Origin of the sequence: Georgenia sp. M64, assembly GCF_038049925.1 — a bacterium.
Lineage (GTDB): Bacteria > Actinomycetota > Actinomycetes > Actinomycetales > Actinomycetaceae > Georgenia.
Genome location: NZ_CP145809.1, coordinates 4100397 through 4125066, shown reverse-complemented (window position 1 = coordinate 4125066; position 24670 = coordinate 4100397). Strand labels below are relative to the sequence as shown.

Genomic DNA, 24670 nt, shown 5'->3' with positions numbered 1-24670 from the left:
GACCTGATGGCCACGATCATCTCCATCGAGACCCCCTCCCTCGGCGACCGCAGCTACCTGGTCCACGACGGCGAGGTCGCCTTCGTCGTCGACCCCCAGCGCGACATCGACCGCATGCTCGACGCGGCCGAGAAGGCCGGCGTCCGGATCACCCACGTCTTCGAGACCCACATCCACAACGACTACGTCACCGGCGGGTACGCCCTCGCGCAGCAGGTGGGCGCGCGCTACTACGTCAACGCCGACGACGACGTCTCCTTCGAGCGCGAGCCCATCCGCGACGGCGACGTCGTCGAGGTCAGCGCCGAGCTCAGGGTCCGGGCCATGCACACGCCCGGCCACACCTTCACCCACATGTCCTACGCCCTCGGGGGCGACTCGCCTGCCGTCTTCTCCGGCGGCTCGCTGCTCTTCGGCTCCACCGGCCGGCCCGACCTCCTCGGCGCCGAGCACACCCACGACCTGGCCCACCACCAGTTCCGCTCGGCGCGCCGCCTCGCCGAGGAGCTCCCGGGCTCGACGAAGGTCATGCCGACCCACGGGTTCGGCAGCTTCTGCTCGGCCACCTCGGCCGGCGGCGACACCACGGCGTCGACCATCGCCCAGGAGCGGCTCATCAACCCGGTCCTCTCCCAGGACGAGGCGGACTACGTCGCCGAGGTCGTCGCCGGGCTCGACGTCTACCCCGCGTACTACGTCCACATGGGCCCGGCCAACGCGGGCGGCCCCGCGGCACCGGACCTGTCCTTCCCCGAGCAGGCCGACAAGGCCGAGCTGCGCCGTCGTCTCGAGGCGGGGGAGTGGCTCGTGGACCTGCGCACCCGGACCGCCTTCGCGGCCGGGCACGTCCCCGGCTCGTTCGCGTTCGGGCTGGACGGGCAGTTCTCCACCTACCTCGGCTGGCTCATCCCGTGGGGCACCCCGGTCACCCTGCTCGGCGAGGCCCGCGAGCAGGTCGCCGAGGCCCAGCGCGAGCTGGTCCGCATCGGCATCGACCGGCCCGCCGCGGCCGCGACCGGCGGACCGGAGGACTGGACCGACGAGCCGCTGGCCACGATCGACCGCGCGACCTTCGCCGACCTCGCGCAGGTCCGCCACCACCGCGAGGTCTCCGTGGTCGACGTCCGCCGGGTCTCGGAGTGGCGCGACGGGCACATCGAGGGCTCCGTGCACATCCCGCTGCACGACCTCCTGGGCCGGATCGACGAGGTGCCCGCCGGTGAGGTGTGGGTGCACTGCGCCGCCGGCTACCGCGCCACCATGGCCGCCTCGTTCCTCATGGCCAGGGGTCACCGGGTCGTCGTCATCGACGACTCCTTCGACCAGTCCGCCCGCGCCGCCGGCCTGCCGGTGCTCGAGGAGACCGCGGCGGTCTGACGGTGCTCGCCCTGACCATCCCGCTCGGCCTGCTCGTCGGCATCACCCTCGGGGCGCTCGGCGGCGGCGGTTCGATCCTCACCGTCCCGGCACTGGTGTACCTCCTCGGCCAGGACGTGCGGTCGGCCACCACCGGCTCGCTCATCATCGTCGGGATCACCACCGCGATCGGGATGATCCCGCACCTGCGGGCAGGCCGGGTGCGGCTGGGTCAGGGGCTGGTCTTCGGGCTCCTCGGCGTCGCCGGGGCGTACCCGGCGTCGCTGCTGTCCGTGCGGGTCGACCCCCAGGTGCTCCTGGCTGCGTTCGCCGGGCTGCTCCTGGTGGTCGCCGGTCTGATGACCCACCGCAGGCGCAGCGCCGCCCGGTCCGCCCGGGCCGGCGGGCCCGTCGTCGAGGCGCGCACGAGCCCGATCCTCAGCCTGCGGCCGCTGCGCTGCGACTGCGGCCGGGCCGCCGTCCTGGTCCTCACCGCCGCCGGGGTCGGCCTCCTCACAGGTTTCTTCGGGGTCGGCGGAGGCTTCGCGGCGGTCCCGGCGCTCGTGCTGGCGCTGCGCCTGCCGATGCCGGTGGCCGTGGGCACCTCCCTCGTCGTCATCAGCGTCAACAGCGTCACCTCCCTGGCCGCGCGCCTGGGGCAGGAGGTGAGCCTGGACTGGGCGGTCCTCGGCCTGTTCACCGCGGCCGCGGTCGCCGGCAGCCTCCTGGGCAGCCGGGTGGTCACCCGGGTGCGTCCGGAGCGGCTCAGCCTGGCCTTCACGGTGCTGCTCGTCCTCGTGGCCGTGGCCATGGCCGCACAGTCCGTCCCCCGGCTCGTCTGACGGTCCGCCCCACCCACCTGCCACACTCCGTCCCACTCGTCCCACCCGTGCCGCCCCCGCCCGCTGCCGGAAGGATCGCCATGCCCGACACGCTGACCCGCCCCCGCACGCCGACCACCCGGCGCTCCTGGTCCGGCGCGGAGCGACGTTCCGTCGCGGGCATGGCCGCGGTGGTCGTCCTCCTCAACGTCGTCGGCTGGGGCGTGCTCGTCCTCGCCGTCGCCCCGCAGCAGATCGCGGTCGGCTCCACCGGGGTATTCGGGGTCGGCCTCGGGGTGACCGCCTTCCTCCTGGGCGTGCGGCACGCCGTCGACGCGGACCACATCGCCGCGATCGACAACACCACCCGCAAGCTGGTCGGCGAGGGGCGGCCGGCCCTCAGTGCCGGGTTCTGGTTCTCGCTCGGCCACTCCAGCGTCGTGTTCGCGCTCTCGCTGCTGCTGGCCCTGGGCGTGCGGGTCCTGGCCGGCCCCGTTCAGGACGAGAGCTCCCAGCTCCAGCAGACGCTCGGGCTCATCGGCACGGTCGTCGCGGGGACGTTCCTCATCGTCATCGGCCTCATGAACCTCGGGTCGGTCTCGGGGATCGTCAGGGTCTTCCGTGAGATGCGCGGGGCACCGCTCGACGAGGCCGAGCTGGAGCGCCTGCTCAACAACCGCGGGCTGCTCGCCCGGCTGCTCTCGCGCGTCATGCGCCGGGTGACCAAGGCCTGGCACCTCTACCCCGTGGGCCTGCTCATGGGCCTCGGCTTCGACACCGCCACCCAGGTGGCCCTGCTCGTCCTGGCGGGCGGCACCGCCGCGTTCACCCTGCCCTGGTACGCGATCCTCGTCCTGCCGGTCCTCTTCGCCGCCGGGATGAGCCTCTTCGACGCCGCCGACGGGATCTTCATGGCCCGCGCCTACCGCTGGGCGTTCCTGCGTCCGGTCCGCAAGGTCTACTACAACCTCACGGTCACCGTGATCTCGGTCGTCGCGGCGCTGGGCATCGGCACGGTCGTGCTGGGCCAGCTCGCCGCGGAGACCTTCGACGTCGACGGCGGACCACTCGGTGCCGTCGCCGCCCTGGACATGACCTACGTCGGGTACGGCCTGGTGGCCACGTTCGTCCTGGTCTGGCTCGTCAGCGTCGCGGTGTGGCGGTTCGGCCGCATCGAGGAGCGATGGGGCACCGTCCGGGCCTGAGCCGGCGCTCAGAGCCGCCGGCGCTCAGCCCCGGCGGGGCGGGAGGACGTACCGGTCGAGGTCGGTGGCGGCCACCACGGGGGTCGCGCCGGCACGGGCGCGGGCCTGCCGGACGAGGAGCTCGACGTCGGGGTACCGCGACGAGAAGTGGGTGAGGACGAGCCGGGCGACGCCGGCCGTCGCCGCGAGCACGCCCGCCTGGCCCGCCGTGAGGTGGAGGTAGGTGTGCGCGAGCGTGGCGTCGTCGTCGGCGAAGGTCGACTCGCAGAGCAGCACGGTCACCCGGTCGGCCAGCTCCTCGGCCCCTGCGCACGGTGCGGTGTCCATCACCAGGGCGAAGCTCTGTCCCGGCCGCGGGACGCTGACGTCTGCCAGGTCGGTCCCGCGGAGGGTCCCCTCGCGCAGCAGCCGGCCGACGTCGGGCCCCGCGATCCCCGCCGAGGCCAGCCGCTCGGGCACGAGGCTCCGCCCGGGAGGCTCGGCCAGCCGGTAGCCGAAGGTGGCCACCCGGTGGCGCAGGGGTGCCACGGACAGCCCCTCGGCGACCTCACCCGCCGAGCCGTGCGGGTGCAGCCGCAGGTCCGGCGGGCGGGTGGCGACCGCCACCAGCGCCCGCACGACCTCCTCGCCCTGCGCCGGGTAGTGCAGGTGGACGGGGTGCTCGACACCGTCCAGCGCCATGCGTGAGAGGACCCCGGGCAGCCCGTAGCAGTGGTCGCCGTGGACGTGGGTGAGGCAGATGTGGTGGACCGACGACGACGCCACACCCGCGTGGGTCATCTGCCGCTGCGTCCCCTCGCCGGGGTCGAAGAGGTAGCCCGTCCCGTCCCAGCGCAGGAGGTAGCCGTTGTGGTTGCGGGTCCGGGTGGGGACCTGGGAGGCGGTTCCGAGGACGACGAGCTCGCGTGTCACGGTGTGCCGGCGTGGTCGGGGGGCGCGCCGGCCGGGCCGGCGTCGGCGGCGGTGACACCCACCACCGGACCCGGCGCAGCGCCCGGCGGGGGCGCCGTCCGGCTCGCGGACGGCGCGGGGCCGTCGGGACCGCCGGGTAGCGCGGGGTCGTCGCGGGGTGCGGCCACGGGGGCGACGTGACCCGGACGTGCGCCGGTGTCGGCTGCCGTCCCAGGGGGCGTGGCGCCGGTGAGGTCGGCTGCCGGGGGTGCGGCGGCGGCGGTCTCGGCGTCGGCCACCCGGCCCGACTCGAGGAAGGCGTTGAGCCAGTGCGCCCGGGGGTCGGCGGTGATGAGCACCGCCTGGAAGAAGAGCGTGAGCGGGACGGCCAGGATCGCCCCGAGCGGACCGACGACGAGGGCCCAGAACACCAGGGACAGGAACGTCACGGTCGGGTTGAGGCCCACGGCGTCGCCGACGAACTTCGGCTGGACGACGCTCTGCATCGTGAAGTTGACGACCGAGTACACGACGATCACCCACACCATCGTGGCGACGTCGCCGTCGAGGAGGGCGAGCAGCGCCGGCGGGATGAGGCCGATGACGAAGCCGATGTTGGGGATGTAGTTCGTGACGAAGGCGAACACCCCCCAGGTCAGGGCCATCGGGACGCCCAGGACGAGCAGGGCCACGACGTCCAGGGCGGCCACGAGCAGCCCGAACGCCGTGCTGACCACCCAGTACCGGCGCACGCGCAGGGCGAAGTCGGCCAGAGCCCCCGCCAGCAGGGGCCGCGCGCGGCGCAGCAGGTCCCAGCGGTGGGCGCCCGCCGTGACGTCGAGGCTGATGAAGAACATCATCATGACCAGGAGCAGGACCTGCGACGACGCCGCCCCGAGGCTGTCGAGCAGGCTCCCGGCCAGGCCCACCAGGCTGTCCACGCTGAAGCTGTCGAGGGCGTCGTCGATCTGCCCGGTCGCCACGCCGAGGCCCTCGAGCCAGAGCAGGACCTCGTCCCACATCCCGGTGAACCGGCCCGCGTAGCGGGGCAGCGCAGTGGAGAGCTGGGCGACGGCGATGCCCGTCCCGGCGACGAGGACGAGGAGGAGCCCGTACAGGCCCAGGAGCACCGCCGTCCCCGCGAGCCACGGCGGCCAGCCCACCCGCACGAGCCACTTCTGGAACGGGCGTCCGGCGATGACCAGGGTGAGGGCGAAGAAGGTGGGCGCGAAGATCCCCTGGACGGCGTTGAGTCCCACCACCGCGACCGTCACCGACGCGGCGACGACGACGAGCACGACGCTGACGGGGACGGCCCGGACCGGCGTCGGCGGTTCTGCGGTCGGAGCTGTCATCAGGACCTCGGCTCTCGGCGGCCGCCGGGGGGCGGGACCGGCGTGCGGACGGGCCTCGGGCCGGCGTCATCATGATGGCACGCACCTGTGACGTGAGGGGCCCGTCCGTGGTCGGGCGTCCCTGGCAGGATGAGCCCGTGGAGATCGTCGAGACCCTTCTGCCCGGCGTGGGCATCCGCTACGAGCTGTCCACCCGCGAGGGCCGCAGCATCGGGCTCGTCGTCCACCGCGAGGGCGAGGTGGACCTCTTCTCCTACGCCGAGGACGACCCGGACGAGGCCACCGACACGGTCCACCTCCAGGCGGAGGAGGCGACCGCTCTCGCCGAGCTCATGGGCGCACCGCGGGTCACCCAGCGCTTCGCCGACCTCTCCCGGGAGGTCCCGGGACTGGTCTCGGCGCGCCTGACCGTCGAGCCGGGCAGCCGTTACGACGGGGCCGTGCTGGGCGACACCCAGGCCCGGACGCGCACGGGGTGCTCGGTCGTCGCCATCGTGCGGCGCGACGACGTCGTGACCGCCCCCGGACCCGACGCGTCGCTGCGCGGGGGCGACGTCCTCGTCGCCATCGGCGGCGAGACCGGCCTGCACGAGCTCGGCGCGCTCCTCGACGAGCCGGCCTAGGAAGCAGGGGTGGACGAGCTCGCGAGGCTGCTCGTCGAGCTCGGTGCGCTCTTCGCCGGTCTGTCCGTCCTCGGCCTCGTCGCCCGCACCGCGGGCCTCTCGCCCATCCCCTTCTACCTCCTCGCCGGCCTCGTGTTCGGCGACGGCGGTCTGGTGCCCCTGCACGCGGCGGAGCCGTTCGTCGACGTCGGCGCCGAGATCGGCGTCGTCCTCCTCCTGCTCACCCTCGGTCTGGAGTTCTCCGCGCCCGAGCTCATCGGCTCGCTGCGGCGGCACAGCTCGTCCGGCCTGACCGACCTGCTCCTGAACTTCCCTCCGGGACTCGTCGCGGGGCTGCTCCTGGGCCTTCCCTGGCCGGCCGCGGTCGCGCTCGGCGGCGTCACGTGGATCTCCTCCTCCGGGATCGTCGCCCGCCTCCTCACCGACCTCGACCGGCTCGGCAACCGCGAGACACCCGCCGTCCTCTCGGTCCTGGTCATCGAGGACATCGCGATGGCGCTGTTCCTCCCGGTGCTCGTGGTGATCCTGGCCGGCGGCGGCCCGCTCCAGGCGCTGGTCGGGGTGCTGCTCGCCCTGGGCGCTGTGCTCCTCGTGCTCCTGGCGGCCCACCGTGGCGGGCACCGGGTGGGCCGGCTCCTCGCGCACGACGACGACGAGCTGGTGCTGCTGCGGCTCATGGGCCTGACGTTGCTGGTGGCCGGCTTCGCCCAGGGCCTGGGCGCCAGCGCCGGAGTCGGGGCGTTCCTCGTCGGCCTGGCGGTGCCGACGAGCTTCGCGGACCGGGCCCGCCGGCTCCTCAGCCCCCTCCGGGACCTCTTCGCCTCCATCTTCTTCGTCGCGTTCGGCCTGTCCACCGATCCCGCCGCGCTGTGGCCGGTGCTCCCCGCGGCACTCGCGCTCGCGGCGGTGACCACCGGGACGAAGATGGGCACCGGCTGGTTCGCCGCGGCGCGGGACGGCGTCCGCCGCCGGGGCCGGCTGCGCGCGGGCGCCGCCCTCGTGCCCCGCGGGGAGTTCTCCGTGGTCATCGCCGGGCTCGCCGTGCCGCTCGCCCCCGCCATCGGCCCCGTGGCCGCGGCGTACGTCCTCGTCCTCGCGGTCGTCGGCCCGCTGCTCGCGCGGTTCGTCGAGCCGGTCGCCGAACGGCTGCGGATCGTCGCCCCGCTCCCGGTCCCCGCCGGGGCGGGCCGGGTGCCGCCCCGCCGCTGAGTGACCACGCCTCGGCGGGGCCCGGGGGTGACGTCCGCCGTGGTCAGGGCTCCGCGGTGACGGAGGTGACCTCGTGGCGCACAGCCGGCGCGACGGGCTCGTCCCCGCAGCTTGCCGGGCGGGGTCCGCCGGTGCCGGGCAGCACGTCCACGCTCACCCGCCACACCTGTGTCCCGGCGGCCCACCGGCTCACCCAGGTGGTGGAGGGAGCGACCGGGGGCCGGGCCGGGCCCGAGGCGGCCGGTGCGACCGGGTCGTGCACGGCGGGGGCGGCCGGCTCCGGCGCGGGGCCGCCGGCCGACGGCGCAACGGTTGTCGGTGCCGTGCCGAGCAGAGTCAGCGCGCCCGCGGCGTCGGTCCCGGTGGCGAGGCGCAGGCCGATCTCGGCGGCCTGGAGCGGCGGTGGCAGCGCCGCCCGTCCGCGGAGCGCACCGACGAGGAGCCGGCCGCCGTCGTGGGCCTCGATGAGGGAGGGGACGTCGGCCGGGGTCAGGCGGCCGTACACCACCCCTTCCGGCAGCACGAGGGTGTTGGCCGCGAGGCGGTGCCCGCCGAGGTGGCTCGCCTCCCAGGTGCGGTCCGGGACCGAGGCGGTGAGGGCGGCGGCCAGCGGCCGTCCCAGGCGCCCGCAGCACGGGTCGCGCCTGGCGTGGGTGCAGACGAGGTACTGGGTGCCGAGCGGCTCCCAGCCGTCCGGCACGTCCCCCGCGCGCAGCGTCACCAGCGCCGCGGCGAGGTCCCAGCCGGCGACCTCGCCGAGGTGGGTGACCTGCCGGCGGGCGCCGTGACCACCGGCCGCGCCGAGGGCGACGAGCATGACGGTGGCAGGGGACGGCACGCCGTGGCGGGCCCCGCACCGCCGGACCAGCAGGGGGGTCACGCCCAGCGGGGTGAGGAGCTCCTGCAGGCGGCCTCCGAGCCCGTCGCCGCCGGGGCCGGGGAAGACGGCGTCGCGCATGACCTTCGCGCCCCAGGGGCCGCCGTGCTCGAGCAGCAGGTAGCCGGCGGCTGTGGACGCCGTACCCGCCAGGGCCTCGCCCGCGGCGAGGCTGAGCCCGCTGCAGGAGTCGGGGAAGGGGGTCACGCCCGAGACGTTACCGGGGGTCGCAGCCACCGCAGGTGCTCGACGTCGCCGAGCAGCTCGAGGCGGCGCCACAGCACCGACTCGGGCAGCACCTGGCTGGCGTGCGCCGCGGCGGCCACCCGCTGACGGCGACGCGTCACCGGCAGGACGAGGTCGACGTCGTCGGGGCCGTGGCCGGTGAACGGGGCGCCGAACTCCTCGGCGAGGTCACGGGCGACGTCGGCCGGCAGCGTCCAGCCGAGGACCGGCAGGTCCAGGCGCGCGGCCGCGGCGAGGGCGGCGTCCGTCGCGGCCCGGTGGTCGCTGTGGCCCGTGATGCCGCTGGGGTCGAACGCGATGAGGGCGTCGGGGAGGTCGCCGTCGCCGAGCGCCGCGACCACCTCCTCGGTGAGCAGCTCCGTGCCGACACCGGCGAGGCCACCGTCGGGGTAGGAGCGCAGGACGGTGCGGCTGATGCCGAGGGCCTCGGCCGCGCGGTCGAGCTCGGTGGCGCGCAGGACGGCGAGGTCGCCCTCGACCCCGTGGAGGGTGGAGGCCTCGCCGTGGGTGAGGCACAGGACCTCGACGGCCGTCCCGGCGCTGACGAGCCGGTCGATGACCGCGCCGAGGCCGAAGGACTCGTCGTCGGGGTGCGCGACGACGACCAGGGCCCGCCGCCAGGGCGGCAGGCCCGGCACGCTCGGGCGGGTGGTCTCGGTGCTGACGCTCACGGGTGTCCTACGGTCGTGTGCCGCCCGCGCACGCGCGCGAGCAGGGCGCCGACGTCGTCGGCTCCAGGGTCAACACTGGGGCACACCGGCGCATTCCGCTCGCCGGAAGGATCTCCGCCGCGCGGACCACGACCCGAGCGCGCCGCTGCCCCGCCGAGCCGGGCTCGACGGGGCAGCGGGGTGGTGCGGTGGTGCCGGCTGGTGCGGTGGTGCCGCCTCAGCCCACCGAGACCAGGGTCGAGGCGACGGTGGACCCGCCCGAGGTGAAGTTCACCCGGCCGAAGTACGGCACCGTCGCGTCGCCCGGCAGGGCCGCGGTCACCGTCGCCGGCTCGCCGCGGGCCACGACGAGCTCGCTCGGGTCCAGGGTGAGGTTCCCGGTGTCGGCGTCCGGCACCTCGAAGAACCGGACGTCGAACTCGGCCTCGGCCGAGCCGTCCCCGACCGCCCACGCCTGGACGTGGAGCGTCCACTCCCCGGACGGGAAGTTGTCGATGGTGAGGGCCTCGTCGGCCGCCCCGGTCGCCGCTGCGGCGACGATCTCAGTGCTGTCCTTCCTGGTGAGGAAGAGGTCGAGGTCGTCGCCGTCGGGGTCGGTCGACCTCAGCTCGATGCGGACCAGCGGGCTGTCCGTGCCGATGGTGAAGTCCTGGGAGTAGACCTGCCCCGCGGTGATCGCCGCGCCGCCGTCCGCGCCGGCGGTGTCCGGCGCGGTGGCCGCGGTGACCTCGCCGGCGGCGAGACCGTCGACGTCGGTCCCGATGGTGCCGCTGAAGCCGGGCAGGATCTCGATGTCGACGGAACCTGCGCCCGCCGGGGCGGTGACGATCGCCGGCGCGGAGGCCGGGACCGGCCGGACGACGACGGGGCTGCCCACGGACGAGCCGTCGGAGCCGGTCCACACGAGCTCACCCTTGGCGTAGGCGCCCATCCGCGTCGCGTCCGTGCCGGCGACGGTGATCGTGACCTCGGCGGAGGCGCCCTTCTTGAGGGTGACGGTCTCGGGCGAGACGGTCACATCCAGCCCGTCGAGCCCGGTGATCTCGGCGGTGAACGTCGCGGTCCTCCCGGTGACGTTGGTGATGGTGCGCGTCACCGTCTGCGAGCCGACGAGCTGCCCGATCGCGATCGACGGCAGGTTGAGGTCGGAGGCGTCGACGGGGTTGTCCGAGACGGGCGTCCCGTCGCCCCAGACGACGCCCTGGCCGGCGAGGAAGTCCCACCAGTCCTGGGAGCTGGTCTCGTAGACGAGGCCCGGGTCGAGGAACTCCCTCGGGTCGACGAACCCGGCGCCGGAGGCGAACGGGTCGGACGAGGTGGCGCTCGCGTGCGGGTCCGCCGTCGTCATCATCGCCGACTTGACCGCCATGGGCGACCACCTCGGGTGCTCCTGGATCACCAGGGCGGCCAGGCCCGCGATGTGGGGGGAGGACATCGACGTGCCGGAGACGAAGTTGAAGTCCATGCCGCCCAGCTCGGGGCTGTACCCGGCGAGGACGCTCACACCGGGCGCGGAGACGTCGGGCTTGAGCAGGTCGCCGCCCGCCGCGAGCGAGGGCCCGCGGGAGGAGAAGCCCGCTACCTCGGGCACCTCGGTGGTGGTGCCCTCGTTCGTGTCGAGGATCCGGCCCACCGGGTTCTCGGCCGTGCGGACGTAGGCCCGGACGGCGTCGCGGTACGTGTGGGACAGGTGCACGGAGGGGACGGCGTGGATGTCGGCGTCGAGCGAGCTCTCGGTGACGTTGAGCTGGACCATGCCGACGCCGCCGGCCTGCTCGACCGCCGCGCTCTTGTCGACGCGGGCGATGACGCCACGGTCGCAGACCACGATCTTCCCTGCTGCGCCGGTCGGGTCGAGCGAGCCGGGCACGCACAGCCCGGCGTCCGCGACGCTCGCGCCGTCCGCGGGGATGTCCTCGGAGACGACCATCTGGGTGTCGGTGGTGATCTCGCCCTGGACGGAGGCGCCGATGTAGCGCTGCCCGTCGCCGGTGACGAGGGTGGCCTCCATGACGTTGTGGGTCGAGGCGGCCACGGTGGTGATCCACGGCGACGGGTGCGCCACGGTCGAGACGCCGGGGCCGCTGTTGCCCGCGGAGGCGGCGACGAAGACGCCGGCCTCGGCGGCGCCGAGGAAGGCCAGCTCGACGGGGTCGAGGACGTTGGTCAGGGTGCCGCTGATGGAGAAGTTGAGGACGTCGACGCCGTCGGCGACCGCGTCCTCGATGGCGGCGACGGAGTCGCTGCCGTAGCAGCCGCCCCCGGTCGTGGAGTCCCAGCAGACCTTGTAGGCCGCCACCTGGGCGGCCGGGGCCATGCCGGAGATCTCGCCGTAGCTCACGCCGTCGATGACCGCCTCGACGCCGGCGTTGCCGGCCGCGGTGCTGGCGGTGTGGGTGCCGTGACCGTCCACGTCGAGCGGGGACAGGCTCTCGTACTCGGCGAGGTCGTTGTTCGCCGCGAAGGTCTCGGCGTAGAACCGGGCGCCGACGAGCTTGTCCGAGCAGGAGAAGTCCTCCTCCTCCCCGGTCTCGCACGCGCCCCGCCAGCCCGTGGCGGGGGCGGCGCGCAGGCCGAGGTCGGCGAAGGAGGGGTGCTCGGGCCGGATGCCGGAGTCGATGATCCCGACGACGACGCCGGAGCCCGCGCCGCCACGGAGGTTCTCCACGCCGCCGAGCCGCTCCCACACGCCGTCCTCGCCGGAGAGACCCAGGACGTCGGGCGAGACCGCCGTGTCGGGCTGCATGAGGTCGTCGGGGGTGACCCCGAGAACCCCGGGCTGCTTGGCGAGCGCCTCGGCCTGCGCGGCGGTCAGGGTGGCCGAGAAGCCGCTGACCGTGTCGGTGAACCGCTGACGCGCCTCCACGCCCGTGGCCGCGATGACGCGCTCCTGCTCCTTCTGCAGCAGGCCGCGGTAGCGGTTCGCGGCGGCGGTCGTGGGGTCGAACTTCTCCCCGGCGGCCGGCCTGGTCGCCGCGTAGCCCGCGACGCCGCCGGTGTAGGCGGCGACGGGGGCGTCGTCCATGACGACGACGTAGGCGCCGTCCTCGAACGCGGAGTCCTCGGCGAGCTCGGTGAGCCCGGTGTCGGCGGTGCCGGTGAGGGTGAGCCCGGCAGGGGCCGCGACGGCCGGCAGGTAGCCGGCGCTCGCGGCGGTGGGGAGCGCCGCGAGGACGACTCCGAGGGTGGCCGCGGCGGCTGCTGCGCGCCGGCGCGACCTGGAAGAGGCTGACATCGATGGATCTCCTACGGTCAAGAGACGGCACAGGTTGTCGGGGACGACAGGTTCCGGTATTCAATGCGCCCGGATGTCCGTTTGTCTGTAGCCGCATGCGGTTCCCGCTTGACCTCTTCGTGCCATGGCACGATCCGGCCACCCCGGGCCGTCCCTGGCGCGTGGTCCCCGGGACGCCGCGGCCGGTTCGCGCAAGACTGGTGCGGCAAGCACCCGTCCCGTGCCCCGCCCACCGCGGGCACAGCAGGTCGAGCCCGTCGTCAGAGGAGACGCAGCCATGGGGAAGCCCGGTGTCCAGCTCATCGCCTACGCCGACCGCTTCGGCGGCTCGGTCGCAGGCCTGCTCGACCTGCTCGACGGCCCGCTCGCGGACGTCTTCGAGGGGGTGCACCTCCTACCGTTCTTCACCCCCTACGACGGCGCCGACGCCGGGTTCGACCCCGTCGACCACACGGCGGTGGACCCGCGCATGGGCGGCTGGGACGACGTGCGCGCCTTCGCCGCGCGCTACACCCTCATGGCCGACCTCATCGTCAACCACGTCTCGGCCGGCTCCGCGGAGTTCCAGGACGTGCTCGCCCGGGGCGACGACTCCCCGCACGCCGGGATGTTCCTCACGATGTCGGCCGTCTACCCCGACGGCGCGGACGAGGACGAGCTCGCCGGGATCTACCGCCCACGCCCCGGCCTGCCCTTCACCCCCATGACGCTCGGGGGACGCCGTCGCCTCGTCTGGACGACCTTCACCTCTCAGCAGATCGACCTCGACCTGTCCCACCCGGCCGGCCAGGCCTACCTCGACCGCGTCCTCGGCGCGCTCACGGCCGGCGGGGTGACCATGGTCCGGCTCGACGCCGTCGGCTACGCGGTCAAGACCGCCGGGACGTCGTCGTTCATGACCGAGCACACCTTCGCCTTCATCGACGACCTCACCGCCCGGGCCCGGGCGCTCGGCGCGGAGGTCCTCGTGGAGATCCACAGCCACTTCGAGCGGCAGGTGGCCATCGCGGCCCGGGTGGACCGTGTCTACGACTTCGCCCTGCCACCGCTGCTGCTGCACGCGCTCTACACCGGCGACGGCGCGGCCCTGCGACGCTGGCTCGACGTGCGACCCACCAACGCCGTCACGGTGCTCGACACCCACGACGGCATCGGCGTCGTCGACGTCGGCCCGGACCAGATCGAGCCCGGCCGTCCGGGCCTGCTCACGCCCGACGAGGTCGACGCCCTCGTCGAGGGCATCCACGAGCGCTCCGAGGGGCGGTCGCGCCAGGCCACCGGCTGGGCGGCCTCCAACGTCGACGTCTACCAGGTCAACTGCACCTACTACGACGCGCTCGGCCGCGACGACGCCGCCTACCTCCTGGCGCGCGCCGTCCAGCTCTTCACCCCCGGCATCCCGCAGATCTACTACGTCGGCCTGCTCGCCGGCACGAACGACATGGACCTCCTCGCCCGGACGGGCGTCGGGCGGGACATCAACCGGCACCACTACACGCCCGAGGAGATCACCGCCGGTCTCGAACGGCCGGTCGTGCGCGCCCTGCTGAACCTCGTCCGGGTGCGCAACACCCACCCCGCGTTCCAGGGCGCGTGCGTCACGGGCGGCGACGGTCCGGTCGTGACGATGACGTGGTCCGACGGCGACCACCGCGCCGTCCTCGAGGCGGACCTGGCCGCGGCGCGCGCCACCGTGACGCTCACCGACCCGGCGGACCCCGCCGGGCCCGGGCGCACCTGCTCCGACCTCGTCACGGGGACCTCGGCCCTGGTCTGAGGGCGGAGCTCGCGGGACCGGCCCGGCCGAGGCGCCGCGGTCGAGCTCCCCGCGCGGCCGCTGCGGCGGGTCGTTCGCGAACGGCTCCGCCGGCCCCGTCAGTCGTGGCTGGCGGGCTCCTCGGCGTCCCCGGCGGCGGCGCGGGCCAGGACGAACAGCAGGTCGGAGAGCCGGTTGAGGTAGAGCCGGACGTGCTCGCTGACGTCGTGCCCCGCCCCGGCGGCGGCGAGCACGTGCCGCTCGGCGCGACGCGCGACGGCGCGGGCCTGGTCGATCGCCGCGGACGGCACGGTCGCGCCCGGCACGACGAACACCGGGCGCAGCGGACGCGCGGCGACCTCGGCGTCGATGAGCTCCTCCAGGCCGGCGACCATCTCCTCGGTGACGCGGGAGACGCCGTCCTGGAGGTGGTGACGCCGGTCGGGGTGGGTGGCGAGGTCCGCGCCGACGACGAACAGCTCGCGCTGGAGCTCCAGGACCACGGCGGCGAGGCGCTCGTCCGGGCAGGCCGCCCGGGCCACCCCGAGGACCGCGACGAGCTCGTCGACGTCGCCGTACGCCTCCACGAGGACGTCCGCCTTGGACACCCGGCCACCGAGGAACAGGCCGGTCGTGCCGTCGTCACCGGTGCCGGTGTAGATGCGTGCCACGGGCCCAGCATCCCACCGAGCGGCTCCCGCACGGCACGCACACCGATCCTGGAGGGACCTAGGTCCTTGGGCCACCTCGCGCGGGGCGCCACCGCCTACACTGCGAGCAGCCCATCATCGGGGGAAGCCGGTCCAAGTCCGGCGCTGACCCGCAACCGTGGGCCGTCGGTCTCGTGCCGGCGGCGAGCCGGGATGCCTGACGACGGGTGCAAGGCTCTACCCGTCGAGGTCTGCGGACGGAGCCCGAGACGGCCGTGTCCGGCCGCGCCCCACGGGCGCCCGGACGGGCCGCGCGGGTTGCGTGCGCAGGCCGCTGCACCGAGAGGCACCCCATGACGTTACGACCGGCGGCCCTGACCGCGGTGGCGGTCCTCGCCCTCGCCGCCCCCGCCACGGCTGCGGCCGCGACCCTTCCTGTCCCGGCGTCCCCGGCGCCGGCCGCTCCGGTGGTGGCAGCCTCCGTCGCGACCGGCGATGCGTGCACGGGCCCCGACGGCGTCACGGTCGTGGTCGACCTCACCGACCTCGGTGGCGCCGTCGAGGTCGGCTGCGCGGACGGCGACCCGGCGACCGGCCGTGAGGCGCTCGAGTCCGCCGGCTTCGTCCCCACCGACTCCTCGCCCGGGTTCATCTGCGCCGTCGAGGGTCTGCCCGACCCGTGCCCCGAGGAGTTCGACGGCAGCTACTGGTCGTACTGGACCGCCGAGCCGGCGGGCGACTGGGTCGCGCAGACCGAGGGCGCGGACACCACCGACCCGGTACCGGGGACCTTCGAGGGCTGGCGCTACAACGACGGCTCCACCGGGCCGGGTGTCGCCCCGGCCGCGCTCGCCGGCACGGCAGCGAGCGACGCCGCCACGGAGGACGCGAGCGCCTCGGCCCCGGACTCCGCCGACGCCTCCGGCGAGGCGGCGACGGACGAGGTGGGCGGTGACGGACCGGACGCGGACGGCGGCTTCCCGGTCGGTGCCGCGCTCGCGGTGGGCGCGCTCGTCGCGCTGGTGGCCGTCGTCCTCGTCCGGCGCCGGAGCTAGGCGGACGGCGTGGCCGCGACGAGGGTCGACGCGACGGGTCCGTCCGACCGTCGGACGGTGCCGGCCGGTCGGCCGGCGCGTCCGGGCGCCTCTCGGAGCGCGCGCCCGGCCGCTCGGGTGCACCCGCTGGCGTGGTGGGCCTGGGCCCTCGGCGTCGCCGTCGCCCTCTCGGCGACCACCCACCCCGTCCTGGTCACCCTCCTGCTCGGCGCCGTCGTCGCGGTCGTCCTCGCCCGGCGCGACGACTCGCCGTGGGCGCGGGCCTTCCCCGCCTACCTCGTGCTCGGGGCCGCGATCGTCGTGCTCCGCGTGGTCTTCACCCTCGTGTTCGGGCTCGGCGGGTCCGGGCCGGTGGTCCTCGACCTGCCGGTCGTCACCCTGCCCGCGTGGGTGCGCGGGGTGGAGGTGCTCGGCCCGTTCCACCTCACCTCACTTCTCGCGGCCGTCACCGAGGGCCTGCGGCTGGCCGCGCTCGTCGTCTGCTTCGGCGCCGCGAACGCGCTCGCCGACCCCAAGCGGGCGCTGCGGGCGCTGCCCGCCTCGCTCCACCCGCTCGGCACGGCCGTCGTCATCGCCGTGACCGTGACCCCGCAGCTCGTCTCCTCCGTGCTGCGGGTGCGACGCGCGCAGCGGCTGCGAGGAGCGGGCGGCCGTGGCCCCCGGGCTGCCGCCGCCCGCCTCATGCCCGTCCTCCAGGACGCCCTCGACCACGCCCTCGCCCTCGCCGCGTCGATGGACTCACGCGGCTACGCCCGGGCCGCGACGCCGGGAGGCGACCGACGGGTCGGGTGGGCGCTCGTCGTCGCCCTCGCCGCCGCGGTCGTCGGCACCTACGCCCTGCTCGACACCACCGCGCCGCGCTGGCTGGGCCTGCCGGTGCTGGCCGTGGGCGCCGTCGTCGCCGTCCAGGCCTCCCGGGTGGCGGGGCGCCAGGTGCGCCGGAGCCGCTACCGGCCGGACCCCTGGCGCCGCACCGAGACCCTCGTGACCGGGGCGGGCGCCGTCGCGGCGGGCGCGGTGGTCCTGGCGGCCGCAGGAGCCGACCTCACCCCGCCGGCAGGGTCGCTCGCCTGGTCCGTGCCGGCGCTCGGGCTGGTGGCGGTCGCCGCGGCGCTGGTGCCGATGGCCGTCGGGCATCTGGTCCCGCGGCCCGCACGGGGGTCGCGATGATCCGGTTCGAGGACGTCACGGTCACCTATGCCGGCGCCGCGGGGGCGGCCCTGCGTGGGGTGAGCGCCCACGTGGAGGAGGGCGAGCTCTGCCTGGTCGTGGGGCCCACCGGCTCGGGGAAGTCGACGCTGCTCGGGGCGGCGAGCGGTCGCGTCCCGCACCTCACCGGCGGTCTCCTCGCCGGGCACGTCGTCGTCGAGGGCCGCGACACCCGCGACCACCGGCCGCGCGACCTCGCCGACGTCGTCGGTGTCGTGGGGCAGGACCCCGTGGCCGGGTTCGTCACGGACACGGTCGAGGAGGAGCTCGCCTTCTCGCTCGAGCAGCTCGGCGTGACACCGGGGATCATGCGCAAGCGGGTGGAGGAGGTCCTCGACCTGCTGTCGCTGGCACCGCTGCGCTCGCGGCCCCTCGCCGACCTCTCCGGTGGCGAGCAGCAGCGGGTCGCCATCGGCGCCGTGATGACGGCCCAGCCGCGGGTCCTCGTGCTCGACGAGCCCACCTCGGCGCTGGACCCTACCGCCGCGGAGGAGGTTCTGGCCGCGCTGGCCCGCGTCGTGCACGACCTCGGCGTGACCGTGCTCCTCGCCGAGCACCGGCTCGAGCGGGTGGTCCAGTTCGCGGACCGGGTGATCTCCCTCGACGTCACCGGACGCGCCGTCACCGGCCCGCCGGCCGAGGTGCTGGCGCGCTCCGCCGTCGCCCCGCCGGTCGTGGAGCTTGGCAGGGTGGCCGGGTGGGACCCGCTGCCGATGTCGGTGCGCGACGCACGGAGGGTCGCCCGGCCCCTGCACGACCGGCTGGTGGAGCTGGGCGGGTCGTCCGGCGCCGCCGGAGGACCGGCGACGCCGCCGGTGGCCGGACCCCTGCTCACCGCCCGCGGGGTCGAGGTCCGTCACGGAGCGGTGCACGCCCTGCGGGGGGTGGACCTCGACCTGCGGCCGGGTGAGCTCGTCGCCGTCATGGGCCGCAACGGTTCCGGCAAGTCCTCGCTGCTCTGGGCGCTCCAGGGGCAGGGCCCCCGCTCGGGCGGCTCGGTGCGGGTGGGAACCCCCGGTTCCGACCCTGCCGGGCTGCCTCCCGGGCAGGCGCGCCGCCGGATCGCCCTGGTGCCGCAGTCGCCCTCGGACCTTCTCTACCTCGACACCGTGGGTGCCGAGTGCGCCGCCGGCGACGAGCAGGCCGGTGCCGAGCCCGGGACCGTCAGCGCGACCCTGGACCGGCTCGTGCCCGGCGTCCCCGCGGACGCCCATCCCCGCGACCTCTCCGAGGGCCAGCGCCTGGGCCTCGCGCTGGCGGTGCAGCTGGCCGCCCGACCGGCGGTCGTCCTCCTGGACGAGCCGACGCGCGGCCTCGACTACGCCGCGAAGGACCGGCTCACCCGCGACCTCGCGGACCTCTCGGCGGCGGGCACCGCGGTGCTCCTGTCCAGCCACGACGTCGAGTTCGTCGCCGGCTTCGCCGACCGGGTGCTCGTGCTCGCCGACGGTGAGGTCGTCGCCGACGGCCCGGTCGGCGACGTCCTGCGCGGGTCGCCCACCTTCGCCCCCCAGGTGTCGAAGATCCTCCGGCCGCTCGACGTCCTCACCGTCGACGACGTGCGTGAGCTCCTCGCCGTCGGGAGGGCGACGTGAGCGGGCCGGCGGTGCCGGTCGGGGGGCGGACCGCCGTGACGCTGGTCCTCGCCTCCGCGGTCGGCCTGCTGGCCTTCACCTGGCCCCTCCTCGTCGATGCGGGCGCGGTGCTCTCGGACGCGACCACCGCGCCGCTGGTGCTCGGCGTCGTCCTGGCGGGGGTGCTCGCCGTGGTGCTCGTCGGCCTGTCCGACGGCGGGCTGGACGTCAAGGCGATCGCCGTTCTCGGTCTGCTGTCCGCCCTCGGCGCGGTGCTCCGGCCGCTCGCCGCCGGGACGGCGGGGATCGAGACGGTCTTCTTCCTCCTCATCCTCGGCGGGCGGGTGTTCGGGCCGGGGTTCGGGTTCGTCCTGGGGTCGACGACCCTCTTCGCCTCAGCCCTGCTCACTGGCGGCGTCGGGCCCTGGCTCCCCTTCCAGATGCTCGGGGCCTCGTGGATCGGACTGGGGGCAGGCCTCCTGCCGAGGCGGACGCGCGGTGGGGCCGAGCTGGCGATGCTGGCCGCCTACGCCGTGGTGGCCGCCCTGCTCTACGGGCTGGCCATGAACCTGTCCTTCTGGCCCTTCCAGCTCGGGCTCGGCACCGAGCTCTCGTTCGTGGCGGGCGAGGCGCTGGGCGAGAACCTCGGCCGGTTCCTCACCTACAGCGTCGCGACGTCGCTCGGGTGGGACGTCGGGCGGGCCGTCACCACGGCAGCAGGTGTCCTCCTGCTCGGGCGCCCGGTGCTGGCGACGCTCCGACGGGCGTCGGCGCGAGCCCACTTCGGGGAGCCCGCGGTCCTGTTCGAGGCGGACGCGCGGACCAGCGGCAAGCCTCTCGCCTGACCGGCCATGACCGGCCCTGACCGGCCCTGACCGGCCCTGACCGGCCCTGACCGGCCCTGATCGCGCACGTCTCGGTGGATCCGCGCTCAAGGGGTACCGCCGCCTTTCCACAGGTCTGACCTGCGTCTTCGCCTCCTTCTCGTCGGATGTCGGTACCCGGGCATAGCGTTCCGAGCAGTCGAACAAGGGTTCGCCGGCACCGCGAGGGAGGTCGAGATGGCGGTCGGGGTCGAGGGGCTTGACGCCACGCCCGGGTCTGCCGCGGGGCCGTTGCGGAAGATTGGCGCGATGGCCGAGGCCGTCGCCTCCACGATGCGCGAGCTCCCGGCGGGCACCGCCGTCGAGTGGGATCACACCGAGCGTGAGCAGGTCATTGCCGCGCTCGACGCGGTGGTGAAGGACCTCACCGTCTACAGCGGCAAGGTCCTCCTTGCCCATCGGCAGGACGGCCGTTGGGCCAACGGTCAGGACCGTGACTTCACGGACTGGCGGGCGCGGACCAGTGGAGCCGGGCGTGGTCGGGCCAGGGGTGAGCTCGAGGTCGCCGAGGTTCTCGAGGAGATCCCTGAGCTGGCGGAGGCCGTGAGCGAGGGCAGTGCCGGTCTCGAGCACGCGCGCGCTCTCGGCCGCTTGCGTTCCGGCGCCTCGCCGGCGGTGAAGGACGCACTGGTCAACGGTGCCGCAGGGGAGCTGCTGGCCCGGACGAAGGGGCTCTCGGCCCCGGAGCTGGCGCGCGAGGCCAAGAAGGTGGCGGCGGAGATCGACGCCCGTGCTGCTCAGGAGGCGTTCGACGCCGTGTGGCGGCGCCGCGCCGTCCACACGAGGCGCTCGGGCGGTGCGCGGGTGGGGGAGTGGGTCCTCGACGAGGTGTCGGGCGCCATCGTGGAGACGGCGCTCGACGCGGTGTGCGGTGTCCCCGCCAAGAGCGACCTGCGGACCAGGGACCAGCGCCGCGCCGATGCGCTCGTCACCATGGCATCGCGCGTCCTCCAGGTGGGCGCGGACCTCACCGGTGCGCAGGTGCGCCCGCACATCGCCGTCGTGGTCGACGCAGGGACGTGGTCCGCCGTGCAGCAGCACCTTGCCGGCGCCGAGGCCGCGGACGCGGCGGTGATCGCAGGCGCCGTGGGTACTGCCATGGCCGGGGCGAGGCCCGCCGGCGCGCCGGGCGCGGACGAGGCGACGCCGACCTCTGGTGTCGCGCTCCCGGCACCGTCACCCCTGCCCGACGTCGCGCCCGCAGAGCTCGAGGACGGCACGCTGGTGCCGCTCGGCGAGCTCGCGCGGCTGCTGTGCGACTGCGAGATGACACGGGTCGTCATGGGTGCCGGGTCGGTCCCGATGGACGTGGGGCAGACGGTTCGAACCTACACCAAGGAGGTCCGCCGGGCCGTGGTCACGCGGGACCGGACCTGTCAGTGGCCGGGATGCTCGATCAAGGCAGCCTGGTGCGAGGTCCACCACATCCGGTGGTACTCCCGTGGAGGTCCGACGTCGGTCGACAACGGCATCACCATGTGCACGTTCCACCACCACCGCGTCCACGACTCCCACATCCGCATCGAGGTGCTGTCCGACGGTTTCGCCTTCCACCACCGCGACGGTCGCGTGATCGGCTCGACCCACCGACGGCCGGTCTCCCGGCGCACGAGGTCGAGCCGGGGTGAGCCGGTCCTCGATGGATTCGAAGCCGGCGCGTTCTCGACACCCACACCGCCCCCGGGCGCTGCAGCGCTCCTCGCGTCGTGGCCGCCGCGGCCCCAGGACGACGCGGCCGCCCACCCGGAGCCCCGTTCGCCCATGCGGTCGCCGGATCCTCCGCCCGGGGGGCCGCCCGGGGCCCTGCCCGGACGTGAGCCCGCCGACCGGCGCGGAACCGCCGTGACCGCAGCTCTGCGTCGCTCCGGTGGGCAGGACGCCCGCGCCGGCGGGAAGGCGTCGTCACCGACGTCGTCGCGGCCGTCGCCGGGTCACCCCCGTCGCAGGGACGGAACCCGCCGAGGCGACCCCCGGACCCGCGACGACGGCGCACGAGCAGGTGGAAGGCGCGCGTCCCGCGCCGGCCAGCCGACCCTCCCGGCGTCCTGGGACGACCACGTCGCTCGGCATGACCCCGACCCGCCGTTCTGAGCCGAAGATCCTTCGCACCACAACATCTAGGGCTTACACTTGTGTAAGTACCCCACATGTTGTGGTGACAACCAGTCAGATCGGGTGGACAATGGGGACCAAGGTCCCGGTCTGCACCCTGCGGAACCCTCTAGAGGAGCAACTCATGTCCGTGACCCCGGAAGCGAGCAGGAAGTCCGGCTCGGCGCGACGGCGGCAGGGCCTTCCTGTCCCGCGCGTCTTCTCCACGGCGGGTGTCCACCCGTACGACGAGGTGACCTGGGAGCGGCGCGACGTCGTCCAGACCAACTGGAAGTCCGGCGAGACGATCTTCGAGCAACGGGGCGTGGAGTTCCCGTCCACCTGGTCGATGAACGCCTCGACGATCGTCACCACCAAGTACTTCCGTGGGGCGGTCGGGACCGAGGCCCGCGAGTCGAGCCTTCGTCAGCTCATCGACCGGGTCGTGCGGACGTACACCGCGGCGGGGACCGAGCACGGATACTTCGCCACCGCGGAGGACGCGACCATCTTCGCCGACGAGCTCACCTGGCTCCTCCTCCACCAGTACTTCGCCTTCAACTCACCCGTGTGGTTCAACGTCGGTACGTCGTCGCCGCAGCAGGTCAGTGCCTGCTTCATCCTCTCCGTCGACGACACGATGGAGTCGATCCTCAACTGGTACCGGGAGGAGGGGCTGATCTTCAAGGGCGGCTCCGGCGCCGGCCTCAACCTCTCCCGCATCCGCTCCTCCAAGGAGCTGCTGTCCTCGGGCGGTGCGGCGTCCGGGCCGATCTCCTTCATGCGCGGCGCCGACGCCTCCGCAGGCACCATCAAGTCCGGCGGCGCCACGCGCCGCGCCGCGAAGATGGTGGTCCTCGATGTCGACCACCCCGACATCGAGGAGTTCGTCGAGACCAAGGCGCGCGAGGAGGACAAGATCCGCGCCCTCCGCGAGGCCGGGTTCGACATGGACCTCGGCGGTCGGGACATCGTCTCGGTCCAGTACCAGAACGCCAACAACTCCGTGCGCGTCACCGACGAGTTCATGAACGCCGTCGAGGAGGGCAGGTCCTTCGGCCTCAGGGCCCGGCAGGACGGCAGGGTCGTCGAGGAGGTCGACGCCAAGACCCTGTTCCGCAAGATCGCCAAGGCGGCGTGGGAGTGCGCCGACCCCGGCCTCCAGTACGACGACACGATCAACGCCTGGCACACGTCCCCCGAGTCGGGGCGGATCACGGCCTCGAACCCGTGCTCGGAGTACATGCACCTGGACAACTCCTCGTGCAACCTCTCCTCGGTCAACCTGCTCAAGTTCCTCCGGGACGACGACACCTTCGACGTCGCACGGTTCACCGCTGCGGTCGAGCTGATCATCACCGCGATGGACATCTCCATCTCCTTCGCCGACTTCCCCACCGAGGCCATCGGGGAGACCACCCGGGCCTACCGGCAGCTCGGCATCGGTTACGCCAACCTCGGTGCGCTGCTCATGGCCACCGGGCACGGCTACGACTCCGACGGCGGCCGCTCCCTGGCCGCCGCCATCACGTCGCTCATGACCGGTGCGGCCTACCGGCGGTCCGCCGAGCTGGCCGCGGCCCTCGGCCCGTACGAGGGGTACGCCCGCAACGCGGTCGGCCACCAGCGGGTCATGCGCAAGCACGCCGTCGCGAACGACGACCTGCGCACCGTCGACGAGGTGGACGCCGCCATCCATGCCGCGGCCACCGAGGAGTGGCGGGCCGGCCTGAGGATCGGTGAGAAGTCCGGCTGGCGCAACGCGCAGTCGTCGCTGCTGGCGCCCACCGGCACCATCGGCTTCATGATGGACTGCGACACCACCGGCATCGAGCCCGACTTCTCGCTGGTCAAGTTCAAGAAGCTCGTCGGTGGCGGCTCGATGCAGATCGTCAACCAGACGGTCCCGCGGGCGCTGCGCCGGCTCGGGTACGCCGAGGACGCCGTCGAGGCGGTCGTCGAGCACATCGCCGAGCACGGGAACGTTGTGGACGCCCCCGGGCTCAGCCGCGAGCACTACGAGGTCTTCGACACCGCGATGGGACGGCGTGCCATCGCCCCGATGGGGCACGTCAAGATGATGGCCGCGGTCCAGCCGTTCCTGTCCGGCGCGATCTCCAAGACCGTGAACCTCCCCGAGACCGCCACGGTCGACGACATCGAGAAGGTCTACTTCGACGGGTGGAAGCTCGGTCTCAAGGCGCTGGCCGTGTACCGCGACAACTGCAAGGTGGGCCAGCCGCTCTCCGACGGGCGCACGGAGAAGAAGGTCGCGCCGGCACCTGCACCGGTGCCCGACGCGCCCCAGAAGGCCGTCCGGAAGCGCCTGCCCAAGCAGCGTCCGTCGATCACGACGTCGTTCACCGTGGGTGGGGCCGAGGGGTACATGACCGCCGGGTCCTACCCCGACGACGGACTCGGCGAGGTGTTCCTCAAGCTCGGCAAGCAGGGCTCGACGCTCTCGGGCGTCATGGACGCCTTCTCCATCGCGGTCTCCGTCGGCCTCCAGCACGGCGTTCCCCTCGAGACCTACGTCCGGAAGTTCACCAACCTGCGCTTCGAGCCGGCGGGGCTGACCGACGACCCCGACATCCGGATGGCGCAGTCGATCATGGACTACATCTTCCGGCGCCTGGCGCTGGACCACCTGTCGTTCGAGGCCCGTTCCTCGATGGGGATCTACACGACGGCGGAGCGGACCAGGAATCTGGAGACCGGCTCGTACGAGGCTCCTGAGGACGTCGACCTCGAGGCTCCGGAGACCGAGTCGCCGGCGCCCGCGGCAGCCGCTCCGTATCCGTCCCGCCGGACGGATACGGTGCACTCCTCGGCCGAGCTGCTCGAGCTGCAGCAGGGGCAGGCGGCCGACGCCCCGCTCTGCTTCTCGTGCGGGACGAAGATGCGCCCCTCGGGCACCTGCTACGTGTGCGAGAGCTGCGGCTCCACCTCCGGCTGCAGCTGA

The 24670-nt window shown here is 74.2% G+C and carries 18 protein-coding genes and 1 riboswitch; of the genes, 12 read left to right on the top strand and 6 right to left on the bottom strand.

What is annotated here, in order from left to right; genetic code table 11:
- Positions 1–6 precede the first annotated feature (6 nt).
- The 3 genes from AAEM63_RS18425 (at position 7) to AAEM63_RS18415 (ending at position 3382) form a co-directional block, all read left to right on the top strand.
- Positions 7–1377, top strand: coding sequence for an MBL fold metallo-hydrolase (locus AAEM63_RS18425; RefSeq protein WP_341359657.1), 1371 nt, complete (start codon positions 7–9; stop codon positions 1375–1377).
- 2 nt (positions 1378–1379) lie between these two features.
- Complete coding sequence (locus AAEM63_RS18420) at positions 1380–2198, top strand: sulfite exporter TauE/SafE family protein (RefSeq protein WP_341359656.1); 819 nt, start codon at positions 1380–1382, stop codon at positions 2196–2198.
- A gap of 80 nt (positions 2199–2278) precedes the next feature.
- Entirely contained in the window at positions 2279–3382 is a 1104-nt protein-coding gene (locus AAEM63_RS18415; RefSeq protein ID WP_341359655.1) for a HoxN/HupN/NixA family nickel/cobalt transporter, read from the top strand.
- Between the two features lie 24 nt (positions 3383–3406).
- On the opposite strand, the gene AAEM63_RS18410 is transcribed toward AAEM63_RS18415, so the two are convergent.
- Together AAEM63_RS18410 and AAEM63_RS18405 are read right to left on the bottom strand one after the other, a co-directional pair.
- Positions 3407–4294, bottom strand: a complete 888-nt coding sequence (locus AAEM63_RS18410; RefSeq protein WP_341359654.1) for a ribonuclease Z — start codon at positions 4292–4294, stop codon at positions 3407–3409.
- Positions 4291–5628 (bottom strand): AI-2E family transporter, encoded by a 1338-nt coding sequence (locus AAEM63_RS18405; RefSeq protein WP_341359653.1) that lies wholly within the window; start codon positions 5626–5628, stop codon positions 4291–4293. The genes AAEM63_RS18410 and AAEM63_RS18405 overlap by 4 nt, the downstream gene beginning before the upstream one ends.
- 137 nt (positions 5629–5765) lie before the next feature.
- On the opposite strand from AAEM63_RS18405, the gene AAEM63_RS18400 reads away from it, so the two are divergent.
- Positions 5766–6251, top strand: a complete 486-nt coding sequence (locus tag AAEM63_RS18400) for a cation:proton antiporter regulatory subunit (protein WP_341359652.1) — start codon at positions 5766–5768, stop codon at positions 6249–6251.
- Between the two features lie 9 nt (positions 6252–6260).
- Entirely contained in the window at positions 6261–7460 is a 1200-nt protein-coding gene (locus AAEM63_RS18395; protein ID WP_341359651.1) for a cation:proton antiporter, read from the top strand.
- Between the two features lie 43 nt (positions 7461–7503).
- Here AAEM63_RS18395 and AAEM63_RS18390 read toward each other — a convergent pair whose 3' ends face one another.
- From AAEM63_RS18390 to AAEM63_RS18380, 3 genes are all read right to left on the bottom strand, one after another.
- Positions 7504–8544 (bottom strand): sucrase ferredoxin, encoded by a 1041-nt coding sequence (locus tag AAEM63_RS18390; protein ID WP_341359650.1) that lies wholly within the window; start codon positions 8542–8544, stop codon positions 7504–7506.
- Complete coding sequence (locus AAEM63_RS18385) at positions 8541–9254, bottom strand: PIG-L family deacetylase (protein ID WP_341359649.1); 714 nt, start codon at positions 9252–9254, stop codon at positions 8541–8543. The genes AAEM63_RS18390 and AAEM63_RS18385 overlap by 4 nt, the downstream gene beginning before the upstream one ends.
- 217 nt (positions 9255–9471) lie before the next feature.
- Positions 9472–12489: a S8 family peptidase gene (locus AAEM63_RS18380; RefSeq protein WP_341359648.1), complete on the bottom strand. Its 3018-nt coding sequence runs from the start codon at positions 12487–12489 to the stop codon at positions 9472–9474.
- A 277-nt stretch (positions 12490–12766) separates the two neighbouring features.
- On the opposite strand from AAEM63_RS18380, the gene gtfA reads away from it, so the two are divergent.
- Entirely contained in the window at positions 12767–14266 is a 1500-nt protein-coding gene (gtfA, locus tag AAEM63_RS18375) for a sucrose phosphorylase (RefSeq protein WP_341359647.1), read from the top strand.
- A gap of 98 nt (positions 14267–14364) precedes the next feature.
- Here the strand turns inward: gtfA and AAEM63_RS18370 are convergent, their stop codons facing one another.
- Positions 14365–14916: a cob(I)yrinic acid a,c-diamide adenosyltransferase gene (locus AAEM63_RS18370; protein WP_341359646.1), complete on the bottom strand. Its 552-nt coding sequence runs from the start codon at positions 14914–14916 to the stop codon at positions 14365–14367.
- 121 nt (positions 14917–15037) lie between these two features.
- Positions 15038–15113: riboswitch (cobalamin riboswitch) on the top strand.
- Positions 15114–15248: 135 nt separating this feature from the next.
- Between AAEM63_RS18370 and AAEM63_RS18365 the strand changes: the two genes are divergently transcribed.
- The 6 genes from AAEM63_RS18365 to AAEM63_RS18340 all read left to right on the top strand — a co-directional run bounded on the left by AAEM63_RS18365 (position 15249) and on the right by AAEM63_RS18340 (position 24670).
- Positions 15249–15950 (top strand): hypothetical protein, encoded by a 702-nt coding sequence (locus tag AAEM63_RS18365; RefSeq protein WP_341359645.1) that lies wholly within the window; start codon positions 15249–15251, stop codon positions 15948–15950.
- Positions 15951–16067: 117 nt separating this feature from the next.
- On the top strand, positions 16068–17120 hold the full coding sequence (locus AAEM63_RS18360; protein WP_341359644.1) for an energy-coupling factor transporter transmembrane component T: 1053 nt from the start codon (positions 16068–16070) through the stop codon (positions 17118–17120).
- Positions 17117–18754 carry an ATP-binding cassette domain-containing protein gene (locus AAEM63_RS18355; protein ID WP_341359643.1) on the top strand — a complete coding sequence of 546 codons (1638 nt, stop codon included), beginning with the start codon at positions 17117–17119 and terminating at the stop codon, positions 18752–18754. Before AAEM63_RS18360 ends, AAEM63_RS18355 begins: the two co-directional genes overlap by 4 nt.
- Positions 18751–19578 (top strand): ECF transporter S component, encoded by an 828-nt coding sequence (locus AAEM63_RS18350; RefSeq protein ID WP_341359642.1) that lies wholly within the window; start codon positions 18751–18753, stop codon positions 19576–19578. Before AAEM63_RS18355 ends, AAEM63_RS18350 begins: the two co-directional genes overlap by 4 nt.
- Positions 19579–19866: 288 nt before the next feature.
- Positions 19867–21708: a DUF222 domain-containing protein gene (locus AAEM63_RS18345; RefSeq protein WP_341359641.1), complete on the top strand. Its 1842-nt coding sequence runs from the start codon at positions 19867–19869 to the stop codon at positions 21706–21708.
- Between the two features lie 145 nt (positions 21709–21853).
- Complete coding sequence (locus AAEM63_RS18340) at positions 21854–24670, top strand: vitamin B12-dependent ribonucleotide reductase (RefSeq protein ID WP_341359640.1); 2817 nt, start codon at positions 21854–21856, stop codon at positions 24668–24670.